Here is a 16,176-nt window from a genome sequence, read left to right on the forward strand (position 1 = left end):
ACCGAGCTCCCAGGCTGTGGACCCCCGCTGGGCCACGAGCCTACGAACACACCAGTCGCCGGCTGGGTCACACGCCGCCGCGCCGGCGGTCCGATGACACCTTCGACAGGCCCTCCGGGACACCGGGATGATCGTCACTGACGACACCATCGCGGTGTCGTCGAGCCGGAGCCGGACGACACCCCGAACCCGTCATCACAAGGTGTCGTCCACCGTTGTCGATGACACCCCGCGCACCCGTCATCGGCGGGTGTCATCAGAGTGTCATCGGGGGTGTCATCGCGACCGTCATCACCGCAGCTCACGCAGCAGATGACACCCCCGGCGACGACACCCACAGGGACAGTCCAATGACGGTGTCACCGACGCCTGATTAATGGCTCCCTGACGAAGCCTGGGAGCCATCGAGTTTGGCCGCCGCGAGCACCGCCGGAGGCAGCCCGTCGACGTCCACGCCGAGTCCGTCGGCGACGCCTTTGAGTATCGCCCGCAACTCATCCTCGGACGTCCCGTCGCGACGCGCGTCGCCGACCGCGAGCACCAACTCCCGCACCGCCTTCGCTGCGTTCGCCGCCGCCTTCGGCAGGCCCGGATGCAACTGCGCCGACTGCGATCGCTTCGACCGACCGTTACCGGCCGTCGACTTATCAGGGCCTGATAAGTCGACGGCGCCGTCCTCGTTAACCTCCGGCTGTCCTCCGCCGGATATCAGGGCCTGATAATCGGCCACCTGATCCGCATGGCTCTTGCCCTTCTTCGCGAGCTTGAGGGCGTCGTCGATGGCGAGTTCCCCGGCCTCGACCTTCTGCTGCAACTCGGGCGCGACCTGCTTCCGCAGCTTGACCCTGCCGGATATCCATCCCTGCGACCGGCCCAGTGCCTTCGCTGCCGCCACCTGGCCGCCGTGCAGCTCGACCAGCTCGGCCACGGCGTCCGCCTCGGCCAGCGGCGACATCGCCCGCCGGTTCACGTTCTCCGACAGCACCGCGACCCGCAGATCGGCAGTCCTGACCTGGTGCACCGGAACCGTGGCCAGCCCGGCCTCCCTGGCCGCCCACAACCTCCGGTTGCCGTTGACCACCACGTGCCGAGCCTCGGATGCCTGCACCTCGGCGGCGTGCTCCGGCCATGTCTCACAGAACGTCTCGACCGTGACGATGCCGAGCGGCTGGAGCACACCCTGCGCGCGGATCGCATCGACCAGCTCGTCCGCGTCGTCCTGGGTCTCGTCCCGCCGATTTGCCGGTGACCCCACGAGCAAATCCAGCGGCATCTCCGCCGCCCGCTGGATCGACTCCGGCCGCGCCGGCGACTGACCCGTGAACCTCGACTGTCGCGCCATCAACGACTACCTCCGACCAGCTCGGCCACGATCGGCGAGTACACGCGCTCCATGAGCTGACGCAGCCGAGGTGGACCTTCATCCAGCCCGCGCCCGGCGTGCACGTGCTTCGAGATGTCGGTCCAGAGTGGCACCGTCCGGTCGGTCCAGACTGGCGTGCCGGGCAAGTGCGCGTCGAGGCCGGCGACGAGTTCGTCAATGACCTGTGTGGCCTCGGCGGTACGCCGGTAGCGGTTCAGTAGCACGCCTGCGGTACCCAGATTTGGGTTCAGGTCCTCGCGAATGTCGGCGACCGTCTGCGCGAAGTCAGCGACCGCGTCGAGCGACCAGGCATCGGGTTCTGCGACGAGAATGACGTCGTTGGCGGCGGTGAGCGCGTTCACCGTCGACAGGCCCAGAGCGGGTGGACAGTCAATCAGGATCAGGTCGTACTCGGTCGTCACGGACTTGATGAGCTTGCGGAGTCGCATCTCGCGCGCTACGACCGAGGCGAGCTGGTCCAAGGCCACCGACAGCGTCGCACCGGCGGGCGCGAGCATGACGCGCTCCCAGATTGCAGGCACGACGACGTCGGCGAGTTCGACGTCACCGACGAGCGCGTCGGCGATGGTCACGGTATCTGCCGGCACAGGCTCGGCAGCGAGGTCGGAGGTTGTGTTGGCCTGGGCGTCCAGGTCGACGACAAGAGTTCGGTGTCCGGCGATGTGTGCGGCGCGGGCAAGGCAGATGGTCGAGGTGGACTTGCCCACCCCACCTTTCTGATTCGCGACAGCAACAGTCCGAGAGAGTTGTGACGATGTGCTGGCAGCCATAGCGGGCATCCTGCCACTGTCGCGTGCAGCGTCGGCACAGATATCAGGCCCTGATACGTCGCGGCGTGAGCGACAGCGCGAACAGGGCGCTATACCGGGATCGCAGATTTATCAGGCCCTGATATGCCACCAATGCTCGCGCGGGGCGCACCCGGCCGCTCGTCAAAAGGATCGGGCGTTGGCGCACCGGCCTGGATCACCCCCTCCCGCTCGTCTGGCCGGGCCGGATAACCCCCGCTCGTGCGGGGAGCACACGGCGTCGTCGGTGGCGCCGTACCAGTCCTCGGGATCACCCCCGCTCGTGCGGGGAGCACAACGGCCCGCTCGCGAACGAGATCAAGTCCCACGGATCACCCCGCTCGTGCGGGGAGCACGTCGTGTCGGTGTCCGTTGATCACGTCAGTCCCGGATCACCCCCGCTCGTGCGGGGAGCACTTACCGGGAAGGGTGGTCAAGTCCGGTGTGGACGGATCACCCCCGCTCGTGCGGGGAGCACGTTCGCGCGTGCATCTACATCATCGCCATTTCGGGATCACCCCCGCTCGTGCGGGGAGCACGTAGGCGTTCATCGTGTTCCCCTCCGATGTCCGGGATCACCCCCGCTCGTGCGGGGAGCACAGGGGCAGGGGTGAACGTCGTGCTCATCGGTTGGGATCACCCCCGCTCGTGCGGGGAGCACACTTCCTGACCTGCGCTCATACCGTCGGTATCCCCGCTATTGAGTTAGGAGGGGTGAGCAGGAGATCACTCTCCTACGGTGCCCGGAGCAGTGCTCTGGGCTGCGCGCTTCGCCGCGGAGAGCCACACCAGCCAAGGGCCGGCGGGGACTTACACCCGCTCCACGCGCGGTTTAGCGTCGCCCTCCTCCAGGGTCGACGGGGACAGCCATTGCGGCGATGTTGCGTGCCGCGTTGACGTCCCGATCACACACGAACCCGCAGTGGTTGCAGGTGTAGACCCGCTCGGACAAAGGCAGCTTGGTTTTCGCTGCCCCGCATGCCGAGCATGTCTTGCTGGTCGGCGCCCACCGGTCGCACACCGCGACCGTGGACCCGTACCAGGGCGTTTTGTAGTCGAGCTGACGTCGGAACTCGCCCGGCGCCGCGTCGAGGATCGACCGGTTCAGTCCGGTCTTCGCGCGCACGTTCCGCCCCGGCTCGGCGACGTCGCCCTTCGCCGATCGGGTCATCCCAGCAACGTTCAGATCCTCAATCGCGACTTCGGCGTACGACGTCGACAGGGTTTTGGTGATCCAGTGCAGATGCGAGGCGCGTTGCACGGTGACCTCGCGTTGGATCTTCGACAGCCGTGCGCGGGCGCGTTTCCACCGGTTCGACGGTTTCTGCCCGGTGCGTTTGTCAGGTCCGACCCGGCGTGACATCTGCCGCGCCGCTCGCACCAGCCGGCGCCGGGCCTTCTTCAAGTGTCGCGGGTTCTCGATCAGACCGTGCTCGTCGGACAGCCCCGGCACCGGTTCCGACAGCGCGGCCAGTGCTTTCGTGCCCAGGTCCACGCCAATCCGCCCGGCGTTCTTCTGCCGGTGCGACGGGCCGACCTGCGTCTCGCGGCCGGGCGTGACGTCTGGCTCGTCGACGAGCACGGAGGCATACCACCGGTGCCCGCGGCGGCTGCACGTCACCGACTGCACCCGGCCGCCCCGTTCCAACGCCCGCACCATGCGCTTTGCGGTGTCGTGCAGTCGCACGGTGCCGATGTTCGGCATCCGCAAACGGCGGTAGCCGTCGGTGCGGATGGTTGGTTTCTTGACGTCGTGGTGCAGCCGGAACGACGGCGTCACCCGGCCCTTGCGCTTGAACCGCGGCTCTCCCACCCGTCGGCCGGCGCGTTTCCCGGCGAGGCTGGACATCCAGTTCGACCATGCCTGGTCGGCGTCGCGGAATCCGGAGGAGAACGCGAACCGGTTGATGCCACGCCACCACGGGCAGATCCCGCCGCGCCACGGATCAGCGGCCGGGTTGTCCCGCCAGGCGGTCCACCGGCGTGCCACCTCGGGCGCGTTCGGCGTCTTGACCGCCGTCTTGCGGGCTTCGGCTTCGGTGAACCCGAGGCCGGTCAGCTCGGCGACTTGGAGTCGCCAGGTCTCGTTCGCAGCTTTCTTCTGGGCCAGGGCGAAGTTGAACGCCCACCGGGCGGCGTCGGCGTGTGCGGTGAGCACGGCCTCTTGGGCAGGGGTCGGGTCGAGCGCGAACCGGTAGGCGCGCTGGCGCCTCCGCTCGTTCTCGTCCACCACCGTGCTGCCCGGATCAACCACGCGCAGCACGGTAGCGCCCACCCCTGACACTCCCCGCCACCACGAACCCGCCGACGCCGCCCGACGGGCATGGAAATGCGTCGAAGAATCGCTGATATCCGTCCGGATTGGTCGAGGGCTGGTGGCGCGATGTCGACCATGACTGCCAGCCCATCATCACAACCCGCTCGGACTGGGGTCGACTTTCACGTTCGGCGGATTCCTGGTGGAGTTGATGTGGCGGGTCGCTGCGATCGGCAGGGTCGGTGGCATGACTGATGGAATGCCGAGGATTCGTCCACTGGGTGCGTACGAACCGGAGAGGCCGCAGAAGAACACGTCGTGGACGGTGCATCGCTCACGAACGGCATATGACGGGTCGCCGTGGCTGCGGGTGGACATGGTCGATGTGACCGCGCCAAATTCAGACCGTTTCGAACATGCAGCGATCTGGGTGCCAGATGCGGCAGTGGCGCTGATCGTCGACGAACAGCGCCAGGCGGTGCTGATGCTGCGCCGGGAGCGGTGGGTGATTGGCCAAGACGGCTACGAACTGCTCGGCGGCCTGGTCGATGACGGCGAGGACCCCGTAGACACTGCGCGACGGGAATTACTCGAGGAAAGCGGCTATGTTCCACACGGGCCTTCGGAGCATCTGCTGACAGTGCATCCGATGCCGGGCCTGATCGACAGCGCCATGCACGTGTTCCTCTGGCGCCAGGGCGCCGAGCAAGTGTGCGAGCCGTCGGATCCGTACGAGGCGGGCACAGTGTCGTGGATACCGCTCGAGCGCGTCGACGAGCTCGCCGACGGCGGCCAACTGCTGGGCGCGACCACCGCGGTCGCGCTGTATCGCTACCGGGCGCTGCCTTAGGGCTCCTCCTGCCGCGGCGATTCGGGCAGCGCCAGCGTGGCGGTGCCGTCGGCGAGCGAGACGATCTGCAGGTGTGGGCTGGGGCCACGCACGATCGCGCTGCGCCCGTCCGCGGCGACATCCAACGTCCAGCCCTGCTTGGCTTCGGACACCGCGGGTTGTTGATCCCAGAGGTCGGTGAGGTAGATCTGGGGGACCGAGCGCAGCCAGCTGGCTTGGCCGAGGCTGCGGCTGCGGGGTGCGGTGCGTCCGATGGCCCAGTCCCACTGCGGCGCTTCGCCGAGCTCGAAGGTCACCGTGTTGGACTCGGGATCGCGGTGGGTGGTGGTGATGGTCCATACCCCAGCGATGCGCCCGTCGGCGATGGCCATCAGCTCGTCCCCGTTGCGGTCCAGGGCCGCCCGGGAGATCGTCCACGACTGATCCAGACAGGCCCGCAGCGCCTGGTCCGAGCGGGAATCCGGGTCGGGCAGAAACGAAGTGACGTCGACGGCCAGCACGGGGTCCCCTTCTGCGTAGTCAGCGCTGATGTTCCACGGCGGCCGGGGCACGATCACAGGGAACTCAGCGACATGAAGCGAGTATCGCGGAATCAGCCGCCACCTGCGCAACGTCGACCGTGTGCGGTCTGAACCGGGCGCGTTCGTGTCCGGACGTGTTTACCGTGGACGGTATGGACGGTGGGGGAGGGCCGTCACGACGGCTGGTGTGGCGTCGGGGCGTGATCGCGCAGGTTGGGTTGTTGACCGCGGCCGCGGTCGTGGCGGTGACGGCATACGCGGTGTCCGGTGACTGGGTGCCGTGGCTGTGGGCCGCCGGCACGCTGGTGGTGCTGGTGTTGCTGGGCGCGCGGCAGCGGTGGGGTCCTGCGTGGACAGCGGCGGCCGCGTTGGTCGTGGCCGATGTGATCTGGCTGTCGGCCATGCCGTGGTGGGCGTGGTTGCTCACGCTGGTCGCGGCGGTGGTCGGGGTGCTGGTGTGGTTAGTGCGTGGCCGCCGGGTCCCGGCCACACACCCGTCTGTGATCACCATGGCCGTGGTTGGTGTTGCTGGTCTCGTGACGGGGATGGTAGGCGCGGTCTTGCACATTCAGGCTCGCGCCGAGCAGGCCGCCCAGGAAGCGGCAGCGCAACGGCAAGAGAGCGTGTCGCGGATCCTGCCGCACTCACCGACCGCGGTGGCCGACTACCTGGCCCGAACTCTCGCCGAGAACGACCCGACCTCGACGTGTTTCGCCTTCACACCGGAGGCTGCGGCGACGTTCGCAGCAGCCCATGGGGAACCGGATTGTGAGTCGGCCGCTCGGACGCTGGCCGGCCGGATCGACAACCCGGTCGACTACCAGAACAACTTCTGGGTGCCGGGCAGTCAGCAGGATTTCGACGGTGACACCGTCACGGTGCGGGTGTGCGACATCGATGTTGGCTCCACTGGGCCCCGGTCGCTGGGCATCCTCATCGTCGAGCCCCACCGCGGAGGCGCCGGCGGATTCGAGATCACGGCGTGGCGACCCTGCCCATGACCGCGCGCGTGGTCAGCCGACGGTTAGACGGAGCACGTACGGGTGGGTGTCGGGATCACCGTCGGAGAGTTCGTAGGGGGTGTAGTCGTAGTCCACGCCGAACAGTGTCTGGTCGGGGTGGTCGGCCAGCCAACGGCTGGCGGCGGCGAACGCCTCGACGTTGCTGCTGCCGCGGATGGTGATCATCTCGACCAGCGATTCGCGGTGCACCTCGGCGGGCGCGTCGCCGCGGCCCCGGGATAGTGCGACCACGGTGCCGGACTCGTCGTCGAGCGGTTGGCCCGCCGGGTCGCGGCGTGGGGTGTGGGCGGGGATGGCCGCGCGGAGTCGTTGCAGCGATAGCTCGCCCATGTTGCGCATCGCCTGGAAGGCGCGGTCGGGCACGAGCGCGACCTCCTCGACCCACTGGAAGTGGTGGCGGGCCAGTACGTTGCGCACCTTCAGCGGCAGCTGCTCGTCCCGATTGGATAGCGGTTCAGGCTCTGCGGGCAGCTCGGGAACGCGCCAGCCGTCGAACCCGCCGGCCAGCAGTGCGCGGACCGAATCGGTAAGACCGCCGACCCCGACGGGCAGCACGAGGCCGGGCTGGATGCAGTGCAGATCCACCCGCGCCAGCGCCGACTGATCAGCGGGCGCGATGGCCAGCACGGCTGCGGTGGGAGTGCGGGCATGGCCCAGTAGAAGCGAGAGCGCGCGCCCCAGTGCGCCTTCGAGCGTGTCGACGGGTGGTTCGGCATCACCGAGGTAGCTGTCGCCATCGCGTTTGACTCGGTACTGGTACTCGCTGCTCACAGGCTCAGCGTGCCAGCCCAATCCCGGAACACTGTGAACTCAGGCCGTGGCACGTGGACGGCTTGGCTGACCTCCAGCTAAGGCCCGGCGTCGGTCTCGCCGCGGGCGCGGCGCATGTCGGTGCACCGGTGCGGCCCGGCCTGGTCGGACAGGAGAGGGGATAGGACGCTGGCGGCGAACGCGCGTGTGACGAGGTCGGCGTCGCGGTCGATGTCGGCGACCGACCAGGTGTAGCCGGGGCCGCGGGCCAGGCCGGCGGCGACGAGCAGGCGTCCGTAGCCGAGCTCGCGGTGAATGGGTTCGACGTGGACGTGCTCGATGACCCCGACCTGGCACGGGCCGCACACCCGCAGCTGGGCCACTCCCGCTCGGTCATGTTCGACCCACAGGGCGATCTGCCCGAGCCCACCCCGCGTCGATGGCGGGGTGGCCCGCAATACCAGGTCGTTTGAGTGCGGCGGCTCGTCGCTGCTGGCGGCGAGTTCCTGTTCGGTCGGATCGACCAGGCACCAGGTGGCTCCGGGCAGCCGCAGGTCGGCGCATACCCGGCATGTGGTCGAGGGCTGCTGGTAGAGGTGCAACCAGCCGGCCCGGGCGCCGCCGACGGCGAGCTCGTGCCCGCGCGGGCAGCGCTGGGGCGGCGGCTGTCCGGGCCAGAGCGGGACCACGCGCTCGGCGCGGCCGAACTCACCCTGCGACCCCGTCAGTCCCCGTCGATCGATCATATGTTCGATGATAGCCCAGCCGCGACACGCGATCCCGGCCTTCTTGAACGGACACGGCGTCGCACTCACCTACTGGCCGGAGGTGGACGCTGCGGCACCATGCCTACCCATGGCAGACAGTGAGCATGATCCCGAAGACGCCCGCGTGGCAGGTCAGCTGTTGATGTGGGCCGAGCAGCTGCGGGACGAGAACTGGGACCAGCCTGGATTTCATCGTCGGGCGCTGGCCGCGCTGATGGTCGCGCAGACCACGGCCGGCTACGACGCGATCGAGCATCAGCTGCTGGCCGCGCTGATTGCGCGGATGCGCCACCGTGCTGGCATGCCGCCCTCGGGCAGTGTCACTGACCAGTGGCGCGAACAGGCCTACTTCGAGACCCTGCGAGCGCTCGAGCTCATGGCGGTCGAAACCCCACCGCTGACCGGGCAAATGTACGTCCGTGCCGTCACGGACGGATCGGCCCCGGAGTAGCCAGCCTGCGGGGTGACGTAGCGGCGCGGGATTCGCGAGGATCACGGGCATGCTGACGGCGGGGAGAGAGGGCCCGCGCGGCGACATAAGGGGGGAGGTGTCTGCGCGGGCCCTCCCTAGGTATTCAAACGTCGCCATTCCATGTGGTCCAGGGCCAGGCGTTGGGTGTTTCGCGAACGGGCGGTAGTCGAGGCGGCGTTATTGTGGGCGCGTGATGCGCGCAACGACACTCGAACCCGGTCGCGCCCGGTTGTTGACCGAGGCGTCTCCAGCCGAGGTGCACGCTGCGCTGGTCCCGGAGGAAGCGGCAGAGTTCGCGCGCGACTGGCGCGAGGCCATGGCCCGTGCTGCGGAGACGCTGGACTTGTCCGAGGTGGCCGAGATCGTGGAGTCCTGGCGGCTGGTTGCGCAGCTGACCGCCGCGGCCGGGCCCGCGGCACACCGCGCGATGTATCGCCGTGCGGCTGCCCGACTGGCAGGGCAGGAAGTTCCGCACGATGAGCCGTTGCCGCGCACGAAGGCCCGACTGGGGCTATAGCCGCGCGGCGAGTCGTTGTGGTGTTGCGGCCAGTTGGGTGAGAACTGGCTCGGTCCGTGTTGTCGGGTCCGATGGGGTCTGGACCTCTGCCACGATGCCCTCGTAGATGGGCGTAGTGCGCAGGGCTGTGGCCAGTCTGCGCAGGTATGAAGGGGTGGTGTCGTGGCGGGGTTGGTGATCGCGGCGACGGATGGTGCTGCGCAGCCGAACCCGGGCCCGGCGGGATGGGCGTGGATCATCGGTGATGATCAGGGGCGCCGTCCGGTGCGGGGCGCATCGGGATATCTGGGGTCTTCAACCAACAACGTCGGTGAGTTGACGGCTGTGGAGCAGCTTCTTCAGGCCACTGATCCGGCCGTGCCGTTGGAGGTGCGGATCGATTCGCAGTACGCGATGAACGCGGTGACCACATGGTTGCCGAATCAACGGCGCCGGGGATACCGCACTGCTGCGGGCAAGCCGATCGCGAACCGTGAGTTGATCGTTCGCATTGACGAGCTGTTGACGGGCCGGTCGGTGCGTTTCGTGTATGTGCGGGCCCACCAGGTCGATGGTGATCCACTCAACGCGGCCGCGGACCATGCGGCACAGGATGCGGTGCGCAGCCGTCGCGGGTGGGACTGGACGGGTGAGGAGTTGGCCGCACTTGCGGTGCTGAGCACATCGCCCCCGGCCGCAGCCGCGCGAACCTCTGCGCCGCCACGGGCGGCGCAGAGGGCGGGGACGGGGCGGTGTGCTGCGACGACGAAGGCGGGCAAGCCCTGTCCGATCGATCCGCGCCCGTCGGGGTGGTGCCATGTGCATGATCCGGCGGTGCAGTGCGGAGCGGTCACCGCGAAAGGTCGGCCGTGCACGGTGGCCACCGGTGGGGGTCGCTGCGCGCAGCACCGCACGTCATGAGTGAGCAAGACGAACCTGCCGACGCGGCAGCGGCGTCACATCAGGGGAAGGCCTGGACCCTTGAGGAGGATCGCCAGCTGGTGCAAGAGATCACCACGGGCGCGTCCGCGGAGGACATCGCCCAACGTCACGGGCGCAGCGTCGGGGGAATCCGTTCGCGGGCGCGGCGCATGATCCCGCCGGAGGAGCGGGTCGCCACCGTGGACGCGCTCGGCTGGATGGAACGGACGTTGGCCGCCAATCCTGCCTATGACTGGCAGAGCGTGCTGGACCGTCGCCGCCGCGCTCGGTCGTCTTCACGGACTGGCCGCCGCCAGGGCCCGGCCGGTGAACCGCGGAAGCGTACGGCGGATCAGAGGTCGCCGACGCCCCCGGCCGGGGCGGACGGGGTGCTGGTGGTGTGGGAGGCGGTTACCGGGCACACCCTCTCCGGCGAGCGGCGCCAGGAGTTCCTCTGTCGCCCCGCAACACGGGTGTTGACCCGGTTCGATGACGACACACTGCGCCGCGCCGGCCGGGCCGTACACGACCGCACCGGCACGTTGCTGCTGGAAACCTGGGCGTTGGAGTGTCGCCAGCCCGGACTGTCGGATGTGACCATCACCGTCGAGCAAGTGGTCGCAGCCCATCCCGATGTGGCGGCTGATGTGCGCGAACTCGTCTCTGCCGCCGCGGCGGAGATTCGGCATGATCGGGCCCGCCGGGCGCTGTCCCGCGTGATCGGGCTCGACGGTGACCCGGCCACCCTCGCAACCGTGGCCAAGGAAATGGGCCTGAGCCGCGAACGCATCCGACAGCTCGTGGACAAAGCCTTCACCCGCTGGGCACAACCGGTGGAAGGCACCGCTGGCCACCATGCGCGCACGGTGCTGTCCGAGCTGCTGGCACACCCGCCGCAGGGCGGACCGGTGGCGCTGCTGCTGGATCTGGCCGAGCTCGCCTTTCCCGCGGCCAACCCGCGGTACTCCGTCAAAACCCTGGCCAGGGTTGCCGGATACGTGCCGGCCAGCGGCATGCAGCATCTGTTCGCCGAGGTGACCTCCCTGCTGCGGATGCGCAAACGCCACCTCCGTAAGGAAGCCGCTGCCCAACGGCAACTCGAACGTGCCACGGCACGCATCGACCGTCTCCTGGAGCTGGCGGACTGGCCTGACGAACTGGCCCCGGCACCACCGTCGCTGCACCGCCTGCGCAGCCCCGATGAGGTGTCGGCTGACGAGGACGATGACCGCCGCTGGTACTCGCCCAAACTGGACCGCACCGTCGTCTACGAATCCAAGACCGAACTCGACGTGATCCGGGCGCTCGACCGCAGTGCCAGCGTCGCGGACTTCTGCGAACAGCCCATGGCCATCAACTACACCGTCGACGGACACAGCAGGACCTACTACCCCGACCTGATGGTCACCACCACCGACGGCCGATGCCTCCTGATCGAGGTCAAAGGCAACATCGCCGACGTCGCACTCTGGGCCAACCGCGCCAAAGCCCGCGCGAGCCGAGCCCTGTGCCATAGCAACGGGTGGGGGTGGCTCATCACCGACGGGCGCCGCAATCTGCACCAGCACCTCTCCGAACGTCACGTCGAACCCAGCATCGCCACCACGGTTGGCCGCTATCTCAGCGACCTGGGCAGCCTGACCTGGCAACAAGTCCGGTGGATCGCCAGAACCTACGACACCAGTACCACCGACATCGCCGCACTGGCCCTCCAGAAAGGCTGGCGCATCGACCTGCACCCCTGGCGCCTCACCCTGCCCACACCGGGGCCGTGACCAGGTGGCAGAGGCCTGTCCGGCTATTGCTCTGTCGAGTGCAGATGGTGCGCTAGTTGATGTTCCCGGCGACACGCGGTGCAGGTCGCTTCGTTGTTGGTCGAGGTGCCTTCTTCTGGTGCCCACACGAACCCACATAGTGCTGTGGTGCTTGTGGGGTCCAGCACGTAGTGCGAGCCGTAGTCGGGAATGTGCACGGTCGTGACCGGGCCGTCGTGGGGCGTGCCCTCGGGCCAGACGTAGAGAGGGTCGGTGGTGCAGCGCATGCGGTAGTCCGGTCCAGGCCAACGCCTTCCCTGCCGCGTTTGGTCAGCAGCATCGACGGCATCGGCGAGTCGTTCAAACGAGATATCGTAGTCGTGCATGTGGAGCCAGCGGCCCGAATCCTGCTTGGCCTGCAAGAAACGGAACTGCAGAAGAAGCCGCGCCAGATCGTGGCGCTTGACCCGCACAGTGTCGGTAGCGGGGTCGTAGTCGTCGGCTTTCTTGCGTGCCATTGGCGAGTTCCCTTTCGGTGTTGCGCGGATGGTGCGGGGAAGCGGCTGGTGTGGCGCCGGCATGTTGAAACCGCTGGTTACGTGCGTATCCACCGGGCGGGGACACGCAATGGGGGACAGGTCGGGCAGTTCGACGAGGTCGCCGTTGGCATCGCGCAGTAGCCCGTCGAGGACGTAATCACCGTCCGGGAGGCCGGGCTGCTGTACCTGGTCCGGGGTGAGGTCGAGTCGCACGTGCGAGCCGGGCATGATCCGGATTCCCTCGACCATCGGCGGGGTGGCTGTGGTGTCGAGGCTGGTGACGGTCAGCCGGAACCGGCTGCCGCGCAGGCGGTGCAGCTGCTGCCGCCTGGTTAGTGGTGGGGGTTGTCGTAGTCGGGGTGGGGTAGGGGTTGTTCGTGGTCTTGGTCGGCGATGTCGGCGGGGTTGGCTTCGAGGGTGTCCTCGGGGCGGCGGAGTTGGTGGTTTGTGGTGGTGGGTTCGGGGTGTGCTGGGCGTTGTTGGTCGGCGAGGTCGTTGGTGGGGGTTTCTTCTGTGGGCATGGTGGTTCCTTGCTGGTGGTGGGTGTGGAGTTGGTGTAGGTCGTCGCAGGCCGGGGCGAGCAGCAGTGTGCCGGTGATGAGGCAGCCGTGCATGGCTCGCAGGTCGGCGAGGAGTTCGTCCAGTGTCTGTGGATGGGTGTGGCCGAGGGTGCGTGGGGCTTGGCGGATCAGGGTGGTGACCAAGTCAGCCAGAGCGGTGCTGGTGGCCACGGCGCCGCGGACGGCAACATCCAGCTCGGCGACGCGCGGGGAAGTTGTGGCCAGCTGCTGGTCGGCCGAGACCAACTCGGCGTGGGCTTGGTTCAGATGTTCATGCAGGGTGTCGAGGTCACTCACCGTCCTCACCTCCCCGATTCCCAACCCCGCGCACCACGCCGGCGTGTTTGGGCCGGGGTGGTGCGCGGGGTTGGGAATCGAACACGAGGGGCGTGTTGGGGTTAGGCGTTGATCTGTTTGGCCCCGGTGGTGGTGTCGCTGATGGCGATCTTGCGTGGCTGGGCTTGGTCGGCGATCGAGACCCGCACGGTCAGTACCCCGGCCTCGTAGTGGGCGGTGATGGTGTCAGTGTCGAGGGTCTCGCCCAGGAACAGTTGGCGGGAGAACACGCCGCGAGGGCGTTCGGATACCTGCACGTCGGCGTTGTCGCCGTAGTGCGGGGTGCGTTCGGCGTGGACGGTCAACACGTTGCGTTCGACGTTCAGATCGATCGTTTCCGGTGCTACGCCGGGCAGGTCGAACTGCATTACGTACTCGTTGCCCGAGCGGTAGGCATCCATCGGCATCACCGCTGGACGGCTGCTGGTGCCGTGGGTGCCGAAGAACTGCTGGGTCAGACGGTCCAGCTCACGGAACGGGTCAGTTCGCATCAACATCGTCATGCGCCTCCCTGTCTGTTCCACGTTCGCCGCCCTCCCGGCGAGAGCTGGAAGCCGGGTGGCAGCTCGCTCAACCTGTTCTCAACCTTGCTAACGACGCACTCAAGTTTCGTGTTCCCGCAGCGCGCACATACTGGTTTCTGATGCAGGGAGCGTGTACTCAGAGGATTCGCGGCCCCGGCGAGAAGGGACGTCCCCATGGTTTTCATCAGGGGCAACGCCCGTGGTCAGTTGTCGGGCGTCGTGTGGGGGTCGTGGTCGGTGTGGGTGAGTATGCGTTTGGTGAGTTGGTCGAGTAGTTGATCGGGCTGTCGTGGCGTGAGGGTGTCGGGCAGGGTGAGGTGTTCCACGATCAGGCCGAGTGTGCCGAGGTAGAGCAGGACGGCGTCGGTAGCGCTACCGGGCAACGTGGAGCGTTGGTATGTGGCCTACACCATGGGACGCGCCGCCGACATGCTCGGCACGAGCCAGAACTTCCTACGTAGCCTCGATGAGACCGGCCTGATCGAACCACAGCGCTCGGCCGGTGGCCACCGTCGTTACTCCCGTCACCAGCTACGCCTCGCCGCGCGGGTGCGGGAACTGGTCGACCACGGAACACCGGTCGAGGCAGCCTGCCGCATCGTATCCTTGGAAAACCAGCTACACGAGGCCCAACAGCGCAACAACCGGCAACCGTGACACCCCGGCTCCCGGCTAGCCTGCACCCACACAGGGCGATCGCTGCTGAAGGACAGATTCGCTGGTGCCCCGCCGACGTGTTGAGGTCGGCGTAGGCTGGTGGTACCAGAGGCGATGGCGTACCCGCTGTTGTGTGGGTGCCGCTTCGGGCGCGCGAGTAATCCCCGGCTCCTGATGGGCTGCCGGAGGCAGGAGCGCCGAGATGATCTCGGACCCGCTACGTCCCACCCCGACAACGACAGGTAGCCAGGCGCGAAGTGCGCGGATGGCGATGAAGCCGGCCGGTTCGATACCGGGATACGTGGACGGCGGGTGGTGGCCGCGTTCGGGTGATCTCGCGGCCGAGGTCCCGGAACTGGTGTCCGCGCTCGAACTGTGGGTTGGCATCGTCAGCCGGGTCTCGTTCCACCTCGGCACGTGGGGGACGGTCCCACGCAAGGCACTCGTCCAGGATCGGATCGTGCGTTTCGGAGGTTTCCGTTCCATGGACCCGAACACGGTCACGGTGATCGGTGCGGACTCCCGCCGGGTCAGCCTGCTTGTGGTGCCCTCCGGCGTGCCTGGCGGCGCGGCACGCGCCGCGTTGCGCTCGTCCGCAGGTCATGACTCGGTCGCGACCGTGGCAGAGATTCTGGCCAGCAATGGCATCACATTGGGCCACCGCCCAGGCGTGGCTGTCGTGCCTGGTCCTCGGGCGGCTAGCGCCGTGGAACAGCGGTGGGAAGCCGACGGCGGCCGAATCCGCGACACCGACTGAACTACCACCGATGTCCGTGCCCCATTGCCATGCCCGGGTGTCAGACCGAAATACCCAAACGAGGACGGCAGCCATGACTGCTCGAAGCCAACCGGAGAAGAACACCAGCCAGTTAGAGGTGTGGCGAGACCTCATCCAGGCACTCGAACACGTCGACATCGCATGGAGGCCCTGGACTCCTGAAGCTGTCCCGAGCCGCAAGGTAGCGGGGTGCTCCGATCAAGGGCCTGGTCGGTGATCGATAGCGTTCGCGGATGCAGCGCGAGTGGCAGCCGGATGAGCTGGTGGGTTCGTGGACGCTGGTCGGTGAGGACTGGCGGTTGGTGGGCAACAAGACCGGGCCAACGCGGCTCGGGTTCGCGTTGTTGCTGAAGTTCTTTGAGGTCGAGGCGCGGTTTCCACGCTATGCCGAGGCGAAGTCGCCGGTGGCCAGTTCGTGTGCCTGCCAGTTGGTTTGAGACGGACGATCAGTACCGGGCACGCACGAAGGCCCGGAGAATAGGAATCCCCGTAATGCCGCCTCGTTCCGCCCACAGCGCGTTGTCCCTGGTCGGCATGGTCTACCGGATCAGCTGGACGTCGACGGCGAGGTCCAGGTTTTTCCACGCCTGGTCGGCGGTGAGTGCCGGCCGGTCGAGCCGCTGAGCCAGCGCCAGGCACGCTCGATCGCCCAGGGACAGCCCTTGGTGTCGGGTGTGCGGCCACAGTTCGGCGGTGGCCAGCTCCGGCTGCTTCGCCGAATACCCGTGGCACCCGGACCCGTCCAAGCGCTACGCCGCGCTCTACCGCCCCTACCACTACGTCGGCCTCGAACTGGGGAT

Annotated in this window: 19 protein-coding genes and 1 CRISPR repeat array; of the genes, 9 read left to right on the forward strand and 10 right to left on the reverse strand. The window is 67.8% G+C overall.

Annotation, left to right across the window (positions count from 1 at the left end; translation table 11 throughout):
- Positions 1–373 precede the first annotated feature (373 nt).
- From IF64_RS26305 to IF64_RS26310, 3 genes are all read right to left on the reverse strand, one after another.
- Positions 374–1,342 (reverse strand): ParB/RepB/Spo0J family partition protein, encoded by a 969-nt coding sequence (locus IF64_RS26305; RefSeq protein WP_051758083.1) that lies wholly within the window; start codon positions 1,340–1,342, stop codon positions 374–376.
- A complete protein-coding gene (locus IF64_RS0122610; protein WP_342779973.1) occupies positions 1,342–2,163 on the reverse strand; it encodes a ParA family protein in 822 nt (273 codons plus the stop codon). The genes IF64_RS26305 and IF64_RS0122610 overlap by 1 nt, the downstream gene beginning before the upstream one ends.
- A 396-nt stretch (positions 2,164–2,559) precedes the next feature.
- Positions 2,560–2,833: direct repeats of the CRISPR family, unit length 30 nt; unit sequence CGGGATCACCCCCGCTCGTGCGGGGAGCAC.
- A 171-nt stretch (positions 2,834–3,004) separates the two neighbouring features.
- Complete coding sequence (locus IF64_RS26310; protein ID WP_211252643.1) at positions 3,005–4,426, reverse strand: RNA-guided endonuclease TnpB family protein; 1,422 nt, start codon at positions 4,424–4,426, stop codon at positions 3,005–3,007.
- Positions 4,427–4,676: 250 nt separating this feature from the next.
- Here IF64_RS26310 and IF64_RS0122620 point away from each other — a divergent pair, with 250 nt between their 5' ends.
- Positions 4,677–5,279 (forward strand): NUDIX hydrolase, encoded by a 603-nt coding sequence (locus IF64_RS0122620; protein WP_246134945.1) that lies wholly within the window; start codon positions 4,677–4,679, stop codon positions 5,277–5,279.
- Here IF64_RS0122620 and IF64_RS0122625 read toward each other — a convergent pair.
- The gene (locus tag IF64_RS0122625) at positions 5,276–5,779 is read right to left on the reverse strand and encodes a hypothetical protein (RefSeq protein ID WP_145600906.1); all 504 of its coding nucleotides are present in this window, start codon (positions 5,777–5,779) and stop codon (positions 5,276–5,278) included. The two genes, IF64_RS0122620 and IF64_RS0122625, sit on opposite strands and share 4 nt — an antisense overlap.
- A 221-nt stretch (positions 5,780–6,000) precedes the next feature.
- On the opposite strand from IF64_RS0122625, the gene IF64_RS0122630 reads away from it, so the two are divergent.
- Positions 6,001–6,801 carry a hypothetical protein gene (locus IF64_RS0122630; protein WP_030534191.1) on the forward strand — a complete coding sequence of 267 codons (801 nt, stop codon included), beginning with the start codon at positions 6,001–6,003 and terminating at the stop codon, positions 6,799–6,801.
- Positions 6,802–6,813: 12 nt separating this feature from the next.
- Here the strand turns inward: IF64_RS0122630 and IF64_RS0122635 are convergent, their stop codons facing one another.
- Together IF64_RS0122635 and IF64_RS0122640 are read right to left on the reverse strand one after the other, a co-directional pair.
- Positions 6,814–7,593 carry a hypothetical protein gene (locus tag IF64_RS0122635; RefSeq protein ID WP_030534192.1) on the reverse strand — a complete coding sequence of 260 codons (780 nt, stop codon included), beginning with the start codon at positions 7,591–7,593 and terminating at the stop codon, positions 6,814–6,816.
- A gap of 77 nt (positions 7,594–7,670) precedes the next feature.
- Positions 7,671–8,318, reverse strand: coding sequence for a hypothetical protein (locus IF64_RS0122640; protein WP_030534193.1), 648 nt, complete (start codon positions 8,316–8,318; stop codon positions 7,671–7,673).
- Between the two features lie 109 nt (positions 8,319–8,427).
- Between IF64_RS0122640 and IF64_RS0122645 the strand changes: the two genes are divergently transcribed.
- The 4 genes from IF64_RS0122645 (at position 8,428) to IF64_RS0122655 (ending at position 12,003) form a co-directional block, all read left to right on the forward strand.
- Positions 8,428–8,790: a hypothetical protein gene (locus tag IF64_RS0122645; RefSeq protein ID WP_030534194.1), complete on the forward strand. Its 363-nt coding sequence runs from the start codon at positions 8,428–8,430 to the stop codon at positions 8,788–8,790.
- Between the two features lie 214 nt (positions 8,791–9,004).
- Positions 9,005–9,328: a DUF6247 family protein gene (locus tag IF64_RS25670; RefSeq protein ID WP_030534195.1), complete on the forward strand. Its 324-nt coding sequence runs from the start codon at positions 9,005–9,007 to the stop codon at positions 9,326–9,328.
- A 162-nt stretch (positions 9,329–9,490) separates the two neighbouring features.
- Positions 9,491–10,228: a ribonuclease H family protein gene (locus tag IF64_RS26775; RefSeq protein WP_145600910.1), complete on the forward strand. Its 738-nt coding sequence runs from the start codon at positions 9,491–9,493 to the stop codon at positions 10,226–10,228.
- The gene (locus IF64_RS0122655; RefSeq protein ID WP_145600912.1) at positions 10,225–12,003 is read left to right on the forward strand and encodes a TnsA endonuclease N-terminal domain-containing protein; all 1,779 of its coding nucleotides are present in this window, start codon (positions 10,225–10,227) and stop codon (positions 12,001–12,003) included. The genes IF64_RS26775 and IF64_RS0122655 overlap by 4 nt, the downstream gene beginning before the upstream one ends.
- 23 nt (positions 12,004–12,026) lie before the next feature.
- On the opposite strand, the gene IF64_RS26315 is transcribed toward IF64_RS0122655, so the two are convergent.
- The 4 genes from IF64_RS26315 to IF64_RS0122675 form a co-directional block, all read right to left on the reverse strand.
- The gene (locus tag IF64_RS26315; protein WP_051758088.1) at positions 12,027–12,770 is read right to left on the reverse strand and encodes a hypothetical protein; all 744 of its coding nucleotides are present in this window, start codon (positions 12,768–12,770) and stop codon (positions 12,027–12,029) included.
- Between the two features lie 83 nt (positions 12,771–12,853).
- Positions 12,854–13,378 (reverse strand): hypothetical protein, encoded by a 525-nt coding sequence (locus tag IF64_RS25675; RefSeq protein WP_036877617.1) that lies wholly within the window; start codon positions 13,376–13,378, stop codon positions 12,854–12,856.
- 101 nt (positions 13,379–13,479) lie between these two features.
- Positions 13,480–13,914, reverse strand: a complete 435-nt coding sequence (locus tag IF64_RS0122670; protein WP_030534198.1) for an Hsp20/alpha crystallin family protein — start codon at positions 13,912–13,914, stop codon at positions 13,480–13,482.
- 230 nt (positions 13,915–14,144) lie between these two features.
- Positions 14,145–14,324, reverse strand: a complete 180-nt coding sequence (locus tag IF64_RS0122675; protein ID WP_030534199.1) for a hypothetical protein — start codon at positions 14,322–14,324, stop codon at positions 14,145–14,147.
- Position 14,325: 1 nt separating this feature from the next.
- On the opposite strand from IF64_RS0122675, the gene IF64_RS0122680 reads away from it, so the two are divergent.
- The 3 genes from IF64_RS0122680 to IF64_RS0122690 all read left to right on the forward strand — a co-directional run bounded on the left by IF64_RS0122680 (position 14,326) and on the right by IF64_RS0122690 (position 15,813).
- Positions 14,326–14,598 (forward strand): helix-turn-helix domain-containing protein, encoded by a 273-nt coding sequence (locus IF64_RS0122680; RefSeq protein ID WP_051758089.1) that lies wholly within the window; start codon positions 14,326–14,328, stop codon positions 14,596–14,598.
- A gap of 265 nt (positions 14,599–14,863) precedes the next feature.
- On the forward strand, positions 14,864–15,355 hold the full coding sequence (locus tag IF64_RS25680) for a DUF5994 family protein (RefSeq protein WP_211252644.1): 492 nt from the start codon (positions 14,864–14,866) through the stop codon (positions 15,353–15,355).
- 254 nt (positions 15,356–15,609) lie between these two features.
- Entirely contained in the window at positions 15,610–15,813 is a 204-nt protein-coding gene (locus tag IF64_RS0122690; RefSeq protein ID WP_051758090.1) for a hypothetical protein, read from the forward strand.
- The last annotated feature ends 363 nt before the right edge of the window (positions 15,814–16,176 follow it).

It is taken from the genome of Prauserella rugosa (assembly GCF_000719975.1).
In the GTDB taxonomy this organism is placed as follows: Bacteria; Actinomycetota; Actinomycetes; order Mycobacteriales; family Pseudonocardiaceae; genus Prauserella; species Prauserella rugosa.

Bases quoted from the DNA above. Each gene is read 5' to 3' on its own strand.
- IF64_RS25670 (WP_030534195.1), top strand. From the start codon at position 9,005: ATGCGCGCAACGACACTCGAACCCGGTCGCGCCCGGTTGTTGACCGAG.
- IF64_RS0122655 (WP_145600912.1), top strand. From the start codon at position 10,225: ATGAGTGAGCAAGACGAACCTGCCGACGCGGCAGCGGCGTCACATCAG.
- IF64_RS0122690 (WP_051758090.1), top strand. From the start codon at position 15,610: ATGCAGCGCGAGTGGCAGCCGGATGAGCTGGTGGGTTCGTGGACGCTG.
- IF64_RS26305 (WP_051758083.1), bottom strand. From the start codon at position 1,342: ATGGCGCGACAGTCGAGGTTCACGGGTCAGTCGCCGGCGCGGCCGGAG.
- IF64_RS0122640 (WP_030534193.1), bottom strand. From the start codon at position 8,318: ATGATCGATCGACGGGGACTGACGGGGTCGCAGGGTGAGTTCGGCCGC.
- IF64_RS0122620 (WP_246134945.1), top strand. From the start codon at position 4,677: ATGACTGATGGAATGCCGAGGATTCGTCCACTGGGTGCGTACGAACCG.
- IF64_RS26315 (WP_051758088.1), bottom strand. From the start codon at position 12,770: ATGGTCGAGGGAATCCGGATCATGCCCGGCTCGCACGTGCGACTCGAC.
- IF64_RS25680 (WP_211252644.1), top strand. From the start codon at position 14,864: ATGGCGATGAAGCCGGCCGGTTCGATACCGGGATACGTGGACGGCGGG.
- IF64_RS0122670 (WP_030534198.1), bottom strand. From the start codon at position 13,914: ATGTTGATGCGAACTGACCCGTTCCGTGAGCTGGACCGTCTGACCCAG.
- IF64_RS0122645 (WP_030534194.1), top strand. From the start codon at position 8,428: ATGGCAGACAGTGAGCATGATCCCGAAGACGCCCGCGTGGCAGGTCAG.
- IF64_RS0122610 (WP_342779973.1), bottom strand. From the start codon at position 2,163: ATGCCCGCTATGGCTGCCAGCACATCGTCACAACTCTCTCGGACTGTT.